The sequence below is a fragment of the Kitasatospora sp. NPDC058046 genome (genome assembly GCF_042885595.1).
Taxonomy (GTDB): Bacteria; Actinomycetota; Actinomycetes; order Streptomycetales; family Streptomycetaceae; genus Kitasatospora.
Genome location: NZ_JBHVRS010000013.1, coordinates 255,876 through 267,569, shown reverse-complemented (window position 1 = coordinate 267,569; position 11,694 = coordinate 255,876). Strand labels below are relative to the sequence as shown.

At 71.7% G+C, this 11,694-nt stretch carries 10 protein-coding genes; 3 read left to right on the top strand and 7 right to left on the bottom strand.

Features of this window, described 5'->3' with window-relative positions; genetic code table 11:
- Window positions 1-271 precede the first annotated feature (271 nt).
- From ACFVU7_RS25885 to ACFVU7_RS25870, 4 genes are all read right to left on the bottom strand, one after another.
- On the bottom strand, window positions 272-1,303 hold the full coding sequence (locus ACFVU7_RS25885) for a hypothetical protein (RefSeq protein ID WP_388047374.1): 1,032 nt from the start codon (window positions 1,301-1,303) through the stop codon (window positions 272-274).
- Entirely contained in the window at window positions 1,300-3,240 is a 1,941-nt protein-coding gene (locus tag ACFVU7_RS25880; protein WP_388047372.1) for a hypothetical protein, read from the bottom strand. The genes ACFVU7_RS25885 and ACFVU7_RS25880 overlap by 4 nt, the downstream gene beginning before the upstream one ends.
- A complete protein-coding gene (locus tag ACFVU7_RS25875) occupies window positions 3,237-4,019 on the bottom strand; it encodes a toll/interleukin-1 receptor domain-containing protein (RefSeq protein ID WP_387822386.1) in 783 nt (260 codons plus the stop codon). The genes ACFVU7_RS25880 and ACFVU7_RS25875 overlap by 4 nt, the downstream gene beginning before the upstream one ends.
- Window positions 4,020-4,096: 77 nt before the next feature.
- Window positions 4,097-5,416, bottom strand: a complete 1,320-nt coding sequence (locus ACFVU7_RS25870) for a helix-turn-helix domain-containing protein (protein ID WP_388047370.1) — start codon at window positions 5,414-5,416, stop codon at window positions 4,097-4,099.
- A gap of 646 nt (window positions 5,417-6,062) precedes the next feature.
- Here ACFVU7_RS25870 and ACFVU7_RS25865 point away from each other — a divergent pair.
- Window positions 6,063-6,707: an HhH-GPD-type base excision DNA repair protein gene (locus ACFVU7_RS25865; protein ID WP_074001818.1), complete on the top strand. Its 645-nt coding sequence runs from the start codon at window positions 6,063-6,065 to the stop codon at window positions 6,705-6,707.
- A gap of 108 nt (window positions 6,708-6,815) precedes the next feature.
- Here ACFVU7_RS25865 and ACFVU7_RS25860 read toward each other — a convergent pair whose 3' ends face one another.
- Window positions 6,816-8,324 (bottom strand): MFS transporter, encoded by a 1,509-nt coding sequence (locus tag ACFVU7_RS25860; RefSeq protein WP_388047369.1) that lies wholly within the window; start codon window positions 8,322-8,324, stop codon window positions 6,816-6,818.
- A 129-nt stretch (window positions 8,325-8,453) separates the two neighbouring features.
- On the opposite strand from ACFVU7_RS25860, the gene ACFVU7_RS25855 reads away from it, so the two are divergent.
- Complete coding sequence (locus ACFVU7_RS25855; protein ID WP_049650165.1) at window positions 8,454-9,452, top strand: YafY family protein; 999 nt, start codon at window positions 8,454-8,456, stop codon at window positions 9,450-9,452.
- A 23-nt stretch (window positions 9,453-9,475) separates the two neighbouring features.
- On the opposite strand, the gene ACFVU7_RS25850 is transcribed toward ACFVU7_RS25855, so the two are convergent.
- Both ACFVU7_RS25850 and ACFVU7_RS25845 read right to left on the bottom strand, forming a co-directional pair.
- Window positions 9,476-10,360, bottom strand: coding sequence for a hypothetical protein (locus ACFVU7_RS25850; RefSeq protein WP_220450049.1), 885 nt, complete (start codon window positions 10,358-10,360; stop codon window positions 9,476-9,478).
- Window positions 10,361-10,386: 26 nt separating this feature from the next.
- Window positions 10,387-10,905 (bottom strand): YbhB/YbcL family Raf kinase inhibitor-like protein, encoded by a 519-nt coding sequence (locus tag ACFVU7_RS25845; RefSeq protein WP_388047367.1) that lies wholly within the window; start codon window positions 10,903-10,905, stop codon window positions 10,387-10,389.
- 99 nt (window positions 10,906-11,004) lie between these two features.
- Here ACFVU7_RS25845 and ACFVU7_RS25840 point away from each other — a divergent pair, with 99 nt between their 5' ends.
- Window positions 11,005-11,664, top strand: coding sequence for a rhomboid family intramembrane serine protease (locus tag ACFVU7_RS25840; RefSeq protein WP_387822376.1), 660 nt, complete (start codon window positions 11,005-11,007; stop codon window positions 11,662-11,664).
- Window positions 11,665-11,694 lie beyond the last annotated feature (30 nt).

Below are 11,694 nucleotides of genomic sequence, written 5' to 3'. Positions count from 1 at the left end.
GGGCCCGTGCCTCGTCCAGATGCGGGTTGAGGCGTGCCGGGTGCGGCACGTAGAAGGACGGCAGTTCGAACGGCTGGGTCACGGCGGGCGGGCCTTTCTGGACGTGTCGAATTGGACCAAGAATGACCCGCCGTCAGCTCGCCGCACCGTCACAACAGAAACAGTCATATGAAATGACTCGTTCCCCCCGTCCAGAACCACCCACCCGGCCGAGCGCCCTCCCCAACCCCCCACGCCCCGGCATCCGATACTACGTTCGAGCTTTCAGTCGTCACTCGTCCGTCGGTCCCGGCTGACCGGGCACGACGTCGTCCTCCCCCAACAGCTTCGCCCGGATCAGCCGTGCGAACTCCGGTCGGCCGGCCGCAGCGGTGAAGTCCGCCACACGGTGCGTGTAGACCTTCCGTTCGGCGGAGTCCGCGTCCAGCTCGACGTCGTCCAGCAACTGCCTCAACGGCCCGATCACGGAGGGCCCCCCGGCCGGACCGTACGGCCTGGCCGGTCCCGTGGGCCCCTCCTCGTCATCGTCCCCTGAGTCGTCCGGAGGAAGCCCGGCTCCCGGCACCAGGTGCGTGTACAGCTCGCTCACGGCCTGGTCGTTGGCAGCAGCCGAGAGTTGTGCGAGCGGGCCGATCAGGTCGACCGCCTCCCTGATCTGCTCGTCGTGGCGGGCCAGCCACCACACCATCGCACTGCCCGGCGACTTCAGGACGTCGTCGCCGAGATAGGCCCGCTTGCTCTGCTCGTGGCGGCGTTCGTGCTCCCAGACCTCCTCGGTCTTCCGCACCTCCGACAGCTTCCCGAGCCGGTGCCGGTCGTCCTCGGACAGCCGGAGCTCGACCCGCCCGCCCATGGCTTCCACCAGGCCCGACCGGTCCTGGCTCTGCGTTCCGAGAACACCGTTCAACCGGTGCTGCACCAGGTCCAGCCGCCCCGGGATCTCGCACGCCGTCACCTCACGGGCCCGCTCCAGCACCGTTTCGACCGCAAGGCCCGCCGGGTCCGCGTGCACCAGCCCGGTGAGGTTCGGGATCGGACGCCACCACACCGTGGCCGAGAAGTGGAAGTCGTAGTCCGGCACCAGGCTCGGCAGTGCCACTCCGGCCACCCTGGTCTTCTCCCACGGCGGCTCCGCCGGCTTCGGAGCCCTGGCCGATGCCTGCAGGACGGCCAACAGGAGGGCCATCGTGGCCGGCACCGCCCACAGCCAGACCGGCCACCTGGCCAACAACCCGAGTACCACGGTCACCGAGCCCGCCGCCAGCGCCAGCCCGACCAGCGGCGCCTTCCCCGTACCCTTCACAGCCCTCTCCCCCCGGTCGCCCCGACAAGTGGTTCGATCCCTTGGACGTGGTCGATCTTTCGGCAGAAGCGCGTCGCGACTTCCGCCCGGCTCACCGGCCCCGGGTGATCTTCGGGTCCGGCCGCCCACTCATGGGCCAGCAGGTAGTAGCGGCTGAGTACCGGGACTCGGCCGTCGGCGGCCCGGACGAGGATGCCCAGCAGCCGCTCACCGCCGTCCCGCGCCCTTCGCGCGGCCTCGAGCCAGTTCCGGACTCCGGCCTCGCACGCCTCTCGGAACGAAGCCACCGCCAGCATCCCCCGCCAGCCCCGAACGGCGTCCCGGTCGGACACCCAGAACGGCAACGGGTCCACCAGCTCCAAGAAGATCTCGGCGTCCGACAGCACCGGCTCGCTCCTCTCCAGCCCATCCAGGACCCGGGAGAGCAGCCCCAAGTACAGGTACCTGTCCCGGCCGACCAACTCCCGCAAGGCATCCCGGGCATGCCGCGGACCGTCCGCGGTTTCCCTCCGTGCGAGGTGGTGCAGGCGGACGAGGGCCTGGCCGGGATGACGCACTGCCATCACATCGACGCAGATCCGCGCGAGGCCCCGCACCAGATTGGTCGGCAGCGGCGGGCCAACCGACCATTCATAGGTCTTCGCCCGGAACGCCGAACCGCAGGTCCCACTCGTGACGCCCTCCTCCAGCACCAGCATCGCTACCGGCAAGAGCCGGTTCTCCTTCGCCCAGGACGCCACCAGGTCGGTCAGCAGACCCACATCGCCGGCTTGCAGGGCCTGTTCGGTGAAGCGGGCGACCATCCGCCGGCGATCCGGTGCGTCCAGCCACGTCGTCGCCCTGATCGCGTCTCCGACCCACGCCCCGAACGCGTCCCGCAGATCCGGGTAATAGGACCAGACATGGTCTCGAACCGCCGCCGCGTATGCCAGCTTCGTGAAGCCGATCCGGCCTTCCTCCACCACCATTCCCAGATCCCGCACCCGCTGTCTCAGGTCGGCCCGGTCGAGGCGGGGCCGTTCGTCCTCCGGGTGGCCGACCCTCGTCAGCAACTGGTCGGAAAGACGGAACACCGCGACCGCAGGGGCTCCGTCCAGCATGGCCGCCGTAAACAGCAAGGCCCGTTGGCGACCGTCCTCGAGTTTGGCGATCTGCCGGGCCACCTCGTCGAGGCGCTCACTGAGAGCCGCACCGGCTTTGTCCGCCCACTCCGCGAAGTCACCGCCTGCCGAACTCGCTTCGACCACGAGCTCGTGGAGTCGTTCCAACTCCCGCATGGGAGAGCTGTCCAGAAGCTCGCCGAGGCTCGACTGTCGCAGCTCCGGGACGGACACCTCGATTCCGGCCCACCCCAGGTGACTGGCCAGCACCTCGCCGCCCGCAGGTCGGCCGAGCCGTATCAGCAACTGCCGGACATCCGGCTGCAAGAGGTGCTCGTGGTCCCGCGAGAGAACCACCACCAGTCGGCCGGCAACGCCCTCGACCTTGGCCCAGTACGACTTCATCAGGCCCTGCGCGTCGACGACCTGCTGGTCGGAGAGGTCCGTGAGGTCGATCAGGACGCGTTCACCGTGGGAGAGTTCGCCCAGTTCCGCCTGCTGATCGTCGGAGGTAACCTCGCGGAACGGATCGCCCGGCTCACCCGAGCAGTGCAACAAGACCACGGCAGCCGTACGGCGTCCGCTGCCTTCGGCTCCGGAGACCAGGACGGCCGTGCCCGGCTCCTCCAACTTCCGGAGCGCCTCCGCGTATCCGTCCGGTGGCACGAAGCGCTCACTAAGCCAAAGGCGTCGCTCGGCCGCGATCCGCAGCGGATCCCCTCCGCTGCGGATCAGCCTGTCCGTGTCGGAGACGAAGTAGTTGTACTGGTTCCCACTGCCCGTGTGCGTCTGACCCCGGGCGTTGCCGATCCACGTCGCGTCCCCGTGGTCGCTCACCGGCGCCGTCCCCTGCGGTCACCCCGGTCGCCGAAGGTGTGGTTGACGGTGCCGCGTTCGAGGTAGGTGCCGCCGTCGCCGTGGAACTCCACACCGCCGTGCCGGATCGTGTTGTGCTGGGAGCCGTTGCCGGTGTGGACCGGGCCGCTCGCGTTGTTGATGAACGTCCCCACGTCGCGGCCCACGTTGCCGATCCCTCCGCTCTGGTCGTGCCGGTAGTCCCCGGCCTGCACCACGCTGCCGTTCACCCGGCCGACCTCGTTGCGGGTCTCTGTCGCCCCCTTCGACTTGGCGATCTGCCGCTCCGCCTCCGCGAGCCGGGGGACCGCTTCGGCAAGGTCGTCACCGAGGCGCAGGAGGCAGTGCTCGGCGTCGCGATCGTCGTACCGGCGGTACTGGCAGTCGGCCAGCTCGGCGATCTCGGGCGGGAGGGTCCGTCGGTCGAGCCGTGTCAGGCGGCCGACGAGGACCGGAACGACCAGGGCTTCGTTCTCGAAGGCCTCGACGATCTCCCGCCGGGTCCAGTCCTCCGGGTCGTCCAGCGCGCGTCGACCGTCCGCCGTACGGGCATCGGTCCAGCGCGGACCGATGACCGCGATGAGCACGCTGCTACGGCGGACGGCGGTCAGCAGTTCCTGGGGGAAGGGTCGGCCGATCTTGATGGACTTGCTGGCGCGGAACACCCGATCGGTTCCGAACCGCTGGGAGAGCTCGCGCTCGATGACCGTGGCGGCCGTGCCCTCGTCGCTGGTGCGGTAGTTGACGAAGATCTCGGGCATGACGAAATCACCTCTCCAGGTGAGTGAGGGATGAGGAACGGTGTGGCGGCCGGGGACGGGCCGGGAGTTCAGGCGGTCTACGGGTGCAGCGCCTGCGCGAGCAGGGGCTGGAGGGCCTGCACGGGTCGGCCGGCCCGGAACCGGTGCAGCTCGTGGGCGAGCCTGCGGACGTCGGACCGGATGGTGGCCGACCGCAAGGCCGGGATCAAGGGCAGGAGCTCCGCGGCGAGTTCGCAGGCGCGTTGCGGTTCCCCCGTGGCCGCGTGGGCGAGGGCGCGCCGGATGCCGTACCGGGCGCGGCTGCGGACGGCGTGCGCCGGGATCCTCGGGTACTCGTGGTCCAACACTTCGGCGGCCTGGCGCGGGCGGCCGAGGTCGTACAGGCACCAGCCGGTGACCACGGCCGCCGGGTCGGCCAGGTGGGTGGTGCCGAGCAGGGGTGTACCGCCGTTCTCGGTGTCGGCCCTGGCCAGCAGTTCTCGGGCCCGGTCGAGGCTGCGCAGACAAGCGGTGTGGTCGCCGGCGAGAGCATGCCCCTGAGCCTCCCGCTGTGCTGCGAGGCCCCGGATCCGTGGTGGCAGGGCGTCGTCCTGCGCCGGTTCGACCAGTTGTACGGTCTGGGTCGCGTCACCTGCGTAAAAGGTGATCAGGGCGCGTCGGACCAGCGCGTACGACGCCAGGTCGCGGTCTCCGCCTGCCTGTGCGAGTTCGACCGCCCGGGCGGTCCACCACAGTGCCGAGGTGTTGTCGTCCGCCTCCTGCGCCATCCAGCCTGTGTACTCCGCGTACCGCGCGGCCAGCACGAGCAGTCGGCCCCGGTTCACCGGGTCGGCCCGGGCGGCGAGCTCGCGCAAGGTGTGGGTCTGGACCGTGAGCAGCGGGATCAGCGTGCCCGGGGCACCGGACTGGCCGAGTTGTCGCATCTGGTCGAACTGGGCCCGGAAGATCTCGACCGGGCCGGATTCCGCGACGGCGGTCGCCGAGGCCTCCGTCGGCAGGGTCGCGGTCAGCCCGCCACCGATCAGTGAAGTGGCCCCGACGGCAAGCAGCTGCCGCCGTCCAAAGGCCCCGGGCCAACGGACCCCTTCCTGGTCGGCCCCGATCACTGCTTCCGCTTCACCGACGACGCCGCTCTGCACCGGTCCGCCGGACGGCGCCGACTCGGCCCCACCACGTCCCGCCAGCAGCCGCTCCAGCTCGCCGCCCGCGTCAAGCTGAACGTCACAGCGACGCGCCAACTGAGGCGGGGGTGGCTTGTGCCCACGTTCGATCTTGCTCAGGTGTCCCTTGCTGTAGCTGAGCAGTTCGGCCAACCGGGTGAGGGTCAGCCCGGCGGCGATCCGACGTCTGCGCAGTTCCGGACCGAACTCTCCGGACGACAATCTGGACACGCTCATGCCAACCCCCGTCTGGATCCGACCGCCCTGGCATCTGCTGCATCACGGGCCGGAAGCGGTCACCCCTCGCTTCCGCCTGGAATCTTGGCATGCGATCAAGCCGGTCAAACGGCGATCGACGGGGTTTCCCGTTTCCTCTTTCCCCCTCGAATGACCATGCGAGCAAAACGAGTTGGCGACATGTCCACGCACCAGAGCAACACATATGAACGCGCTCCCGCCCGGGCGGGCCGGTCGTGGCCTGCCCGGGCGGGAGCAGCGGTTCCGGCTCAGGCCGCGAGGCCGAGGGCGAGGGCGGGGGGAGGTGGGCGCCAGACAGAGAAGAGGGAAGGGAGCGTGGGCGCGGACGCCGAGCGGTGACGACGGTGTGGGCGGCGGGCTTTGGAGTGCCCTCCATTCGACGGCTGTTCGGTTCGACGCGCCCCCGACCCTGGACCCCCGGCGGATGCGACAGACGCGGGCAAAAAATATCCCTCGCCACCCCGCCGGCACCCCCGGCAACCGCTCCGCCAACGAACAATGCAGCTCTGGCAAGGCCTTGAACAGACAAGACTTCCCCGGCTACGGGCGTGTTGACCGCGTACGCCAACGCCGCTTCCACCAGACTGGGCGCCGACCCGACGTCAACTCCGAGGAGGGCAAGCCCATGAACGTCACCGTCCGGCTCGCACAGCAGCCCGAGGCCGACGAACTGCTCGGACGCAGCGCGCTCGCCGCACTCGTCGGCATGCTGCTGGACCAGCAGGTCCCGATGGAGTGGGCGTTCACCGGCCCGCTGACCATCGCCCAGCGCCTCGGCCACGACGACCTGGACGCCCACGAGATCGCCACCTACAACCCGGAGGAGTTCGTCGCGCTCCTCTCCGCCAAACCGGCGGTCCACCGCTACCCGGCCGCGATGGCCAAACGGGTGCAGCAGCTCTGCCAGTTCCTCGTCGCGCAGTACGACGGCGACGCGGCCGCGCTGTGGAAGAACGTCCGCACCGGCAAGGAGCTGCTCAGCCGGCTCAACGCCCTGCCCGGCTTCGGCAAGCAGAAGTCGCAGATCTTCCTGGCCCTGCTCGGCAAGCAGTACGGGGTACGGCCGGAGGGCTGGCGCGAGGCGGCCGGGGTGTACGGCGAGGAGGGCGCGCACCGCTCGGTGGCCGACATCACCGGCCCCGAATCGCTCACCCTGGTGCGGGAGTTCAAGCAGGAGGTGAAGCGCGCCGCGAAGGAGGCCAAGGCCGCCGCCAAACCGCGCACCACCACCCGCACGTCCGCCGCCCCCACCCCGACCGGGGTGCGCTGAGCACCGGCTGACCCACCCGGCCGGCCGTACCGGGGCCGGCCCCGCCCAGAGCGCGACGCGGGCCCCGGCCGCGCCGCGCGACCGGGGCCCGTGAACGGGAGCGCTCCGTCAGGCCACGACGGGCGCCTGCTGCTCCGCGGTGGAACCGTCCGCGGAGCCACCCGCGCCCCCGGAGCCGGCCACCGCCCCGAGCGCCTTGCGCCGCCGCGGCAGCGCGAACATCAGCAGGAAGACCGCGAGCAGCACCCCGGCGACCCACCACATCGCGTGCACGAAGGCCCCGCCGAACGCCGTCCCGACCGCCTCCGGCGCGACCACGTCGTCCATCGCCCCGAAGAAGGCCACCGACACCAGGCCGAGCCCGAGCGCGTTGCCCACCTGCTGCACGGTGTTGATCAGCCCGGACGCCGAACCGGCGTGCTCACGCGGCACCTCCGCCAGCACCGCGTCGGTGATCGGCGCGACGATCAGCCCCATCCCGAGGCCCATCACCACCAGCGGCAGCGCCATCTGCCAGGCGGTGATCGCCGTCCCGTACCGGTCCGCCTCCCAGATGTAGACGAGCACGCCCGCCGCCATCACCAGCGCGCCGGTCTGCAGCACCTTCCGCCCGAACCGCGGCACCAGCTTCTGCACCGACAGTCCGGCCGCCGTGGAGACCGCGATCGAGAACGGGATGCCGGTCGCGCCGGCCTTGAGCGGGCTCCAGCCCAGCCCGATCTGCATGTAGAGGGTCCAGACCAGGAAGTAGATGCCGAGTGCCACGCCGAAGGCCAGCTGCACGCAGATCCCGGCCGCGAAGGACTTCACCCGGAACAGCGCCAGCTCCACCAGGGGAGAGCCGTCCCGCCGCGTCTTGACCTTCTCGTACGCCACGAACAGCGCGAACAGCGGCAGGCTCCCGGCCATCGACAGGTAGCCCCACAGCGGCCAGCCGGCCTCCCGGCCGTGCGTCAGCGGGTAGATCAGCATCAGCAGGCCGAGGCTGGCCAGCGCCACGCCCACCAGGTCCAGCTTCAGCGCCTGGTCGGCCTTGGACTCGTCGATGAAGCGGCGGCCCAGCAGCAGTCCGGCGATGCCGACCGGCAGGTTGATCAGGAAGATCGGCCGCCAGGCCAGGCCGAACAGGTCCCACTCGGTGAGCAGCGCACCGATCATCGGACCGGAGACCGCGCCCAGCCCGACCACCGCGCCGAACAGGCCGAACACCTTGCCGCGCTCCTCCGCCGGGAAGGTCGCGTGGATGATCGACAGCACCTGCGGCACCATCAGCGCGGCCGTGCCGCCCTGGAGCACCCGGGTCGCGATCAGCATCTCCGGGCTGGAGGCCAGCCCGCACAGCGCCGAGGCCAGCGTGAAGCCGCCGATCCCGATCAGGAACACCCGCTTGCGGCCGTGGATGTCACCCAGCCGGCCGCCGGTGATCAGCCCGATCGCGAAGGCCAGCGCGTAGCCCCCGGTGACCCACTGGACGGCGCTGAACGAGGCGCCGGTGTCCTGCTGGATGCTCGGGATGGCGATGTTGACGATGGTCACGTCCACCAGGTCCATGAAGGAGGCGACCATCACGATCGTCAGCGCGATCCACCTCCGGCGCTCCGCTGCCGCGGTGCCCATTCCGTACTCCTCTACCTTTTCCACGTCCACGACAGTAGCGGGCATCTAGGTCAGAATCTGTCCCAGTTGGTCCGGCATTCTGGACGGCACGAGCGACGGCACGAGCGAGCGAAGCATCGAGAGGCGCACATGAGCGACACCCCGGCACGGCTGTTGAACCTCCTCTCGCTGCTCCAGACCCCGCGCGAGTGGCCCGGCAGCGAGCTCGCCGAACGGCTCGGCGTCAGCCCCCGCACCATCCGGCGCGACATCGACCGGCTGCGCGAGCTCGGCTACCCGGTGCGGGCCAGCATGGGCGCGGAGGGCGGCTACCGGCTGGTCGCGGGCACCGCGATGCCCCCGCTGCTGCTGGACGACGAGGAGGCGGTGGCCATCGCGGTCGGGCTCCGCGCGGCGGCCGGGCACGCCGTGGTCGGCATCGAGGAAGCCTCGGTACGGGCGCTCGGCAAGCTGCTCCAGGTGCTGCCGGGCCGGCTGCGGCACCAGGTCGGGACGCTCAACTCCGCGACCGTGCCGCTGCTCGCCGGGGACGGCCCGACCGTCGACCCGGAGGACCTCACCGTGCTCGCCCGCGCCGTCACCGCCCGGGAGCGGCTGCGCTTCGGCTACCGGGCGTACGACGGCGCCGAGACCAGTCGGCAGGTCGAGCCCGAGCGGCTGGTCTCGGTCGGCCGCCGCTGGTACCTGGTCGGCTACGACCTGGACCGCGCGGACTGGCGGCTGTTCCGGGTCGACCGGCTGAGCGGCCCGGCCGCCACCGGCGTCCGCTTCACCCCGCGCCCGCTCCCCGCCGAGGACGCCGCCGCGTACGTGGCGGGCAAGCTGCGCCGCCCGTCACCGAGCGGCACCGTGGTCGCCACCGTGCACGCCCCCGCCGAGCGGGTCCGCGACAGCCTCCGGCCGGGCGACTCCGAGGTCGAGCCGATCGACGGGCACAGCTGCCGGCTCCGCTCCCGTTCCGACTCGCTGGAGTGGACGGCGATGCGGCTGCTGTCGCTGGACTGCCCCTTCGAGGTGCACGAGCCGCCGGCGCTGCGCGAGCACCTGCGCCGGCTCGCCGACCGCGCCCACCACGCGGCCGGCCCGGAGGCTCGGACCCCGGGCCCCGCCCTGAGGGCCGGCACCTGAGGCCGCGACCCGAGGGCCGGAACCTAGGCCTCGACCCGGAACCAGCCGTTGCCGGAGCGGAACCAGAGCACCCCGTCCCGGCCGTGCGCGCGCCCCCGGTCGAGGCCGCCGGGGACGCCGACCCGCTCGCGGCGCACCTCCCGCCAGCCCTTCCGGCTCTCCCGTTCGCACCGGATCAGCTCGCCGCCGGGCTGGAGGAACACGGCCCGGTCCCCGGCGATCGCGAAGCCCACCGGCTGGCGGGCCGGCAGCCGCATGACGACGGGCTCGCCCCCGTCCGGGTCGATCCCGGTGAGGTGGCTCCTGTCCCCGTACCAGGCCAGCCAGGCCCGCCGTCCCTCGGTGGCGGCGGCGAGGCCCTCCAGCGGCTGGTCGCCCAGCTGCCCGAAGTCCGGCCGCCAGACGATCCGTCCGGCGGTGTCCAGCCCGAGCAGGCCGTACTGGCCGAGCGGGTTGTCCCCGTAGTTGCCCTCGTCCCCGAAGGCCAGCCAGATCCGGCCGTCCCGGTCGGTGGTCAACGCCTGGACGTCGTCGCCGAGTTGCAGCTCCCGGGTCAGCCGTCCGTCCGGCCCGAAGACCTGGCCGTTGCGCTCCCAGCCGTCCGCCGACTCCTCGGCCCTGCCTCCGACCAGCAGCACCCGGCCGCCCGGCAGCAGCGCCAGGAAGTCCGGCGGGACCCCGACCCCGGTGAGCGGCACCCGCCACTCGCCCCGCGGGCCGCGCACCACCACCTCGCCGTCGAACGGCAGCCGGGCGCACGGCCACGAACCGGCCGGTGCCGCGTACCGCTCCGGCACCACCAGGACGGCCAGCTCCCCCTGCGGCCCGACCGTCCAGGTCAGGGCCCGGTGGCCGGCCCGGACGTCCTCCGCGGGCAGCCGCCAGACCTCGACCGGACGGTCGGACACCGGTATCGACATCGATCGGGCCCCGCTCAGACCCCGTACTCGGCGGTCAGCAGCGCCCGGCCCAGGGTGTGGAAGGTGAGGTTGAAGCCCACCTGGGCCGGCGGGGTGTCGGCGGCGACGTCCAGCTCCTCCACGTCCAGCGCGTGCACCGCGAAGACGTAGCGGTGCGGGGCGCCGGGCGGCGGGGCGGCGCCGTCGTACCGGTTGCCCGGGAAGTCGTTGCGGCCGTGGAAGGAGGCCTCGCCAGGCAGGGCGGCGTCCGAGGAGCCGGCGCCGCGCGGCAGGCCGGCGGTGTCGGCGGGCAGGTTCAGGGCGAGCCAGTGCCACCAGCCGGAGCCGGTCGGCGCGTCCGGGTCGTAGCAGGTGACCGCGATGCTCCGGGTGCCCTCCGGCAGGCCCGACCAGGCCAGCTGCGGCGAGAGGTTGCCGTCGGCGTGGACGAACTCCGGGCCCAGCGTGCCGCCTTCGGTGATGTCCTCGCTGCTCAGCGGGAAGGACGGCACCTGCGGAAGGAACTCGTACGGCAGCGGCGCGCGCTTGCTCATGGGCTGGTCACCTCTCACGGTCGGAATGACACAGGTCACTCTAAACGGCTCGCCGTAATCGGGTGCGTGTGCGATCCCGCCGCCCCTAGAGTCGACGGCATGGCCTCCAGAATGACCCGTCTGCTCTCCGACTCGCGCGACGCGCTGTTCACCATGATCGGCCTCCAGGCCGTCATCTGGTCCGTCCAGGTGGTCAACTGGCTGGACGACTACGGGCTGTCGCAGGAGTTCGGCCTGCGCTCGGAGCGGATCGGCGACCTGCCGGAGATCTTCACCTCGCCGTTCCTGCACTTCGGTTGGGACCACATCGCGGCCAATGCCTGGCCGCTGTTCCTGCTCGGCTTCCTGTCCGCCTACCGGGGCATGAAGAAGTTCCTGCTGGCCAGCCTGGTGATCACGATGTCCGACGGGCTGCTGGTCTGGCTGCTGGAGAGCCCGAACACCGTGACGGCCGGGGCGAGCGGCCTGGTCTACGGCTACCTCGGCTACGTGGTGCTGCGCGGCGTGCTGGACCGCAACGTGCTGGACGCGGCGGTCGGCATCGTCATCGCGGCGGTCTACTCGACCATCCTGATCGGCGTGCTGCCGGTCACCCCGGGCGTCAGCTGGCTGGGCCACCTGGGCGGACTGATCGGCGGGCTGGCCGCCGCCTTCCTGCTCCGCCGCCGGCCGGCCGAACAGCGGGCCCCGAAGCCCGCCGCCGCCCCGGACAGCCCCGGATCCGCCCTGCTCAAGCAGCTGGACGACCTGGGCCTGTAGCCCCCGGCCCGGCGGCCGTCGGCCCGGTAG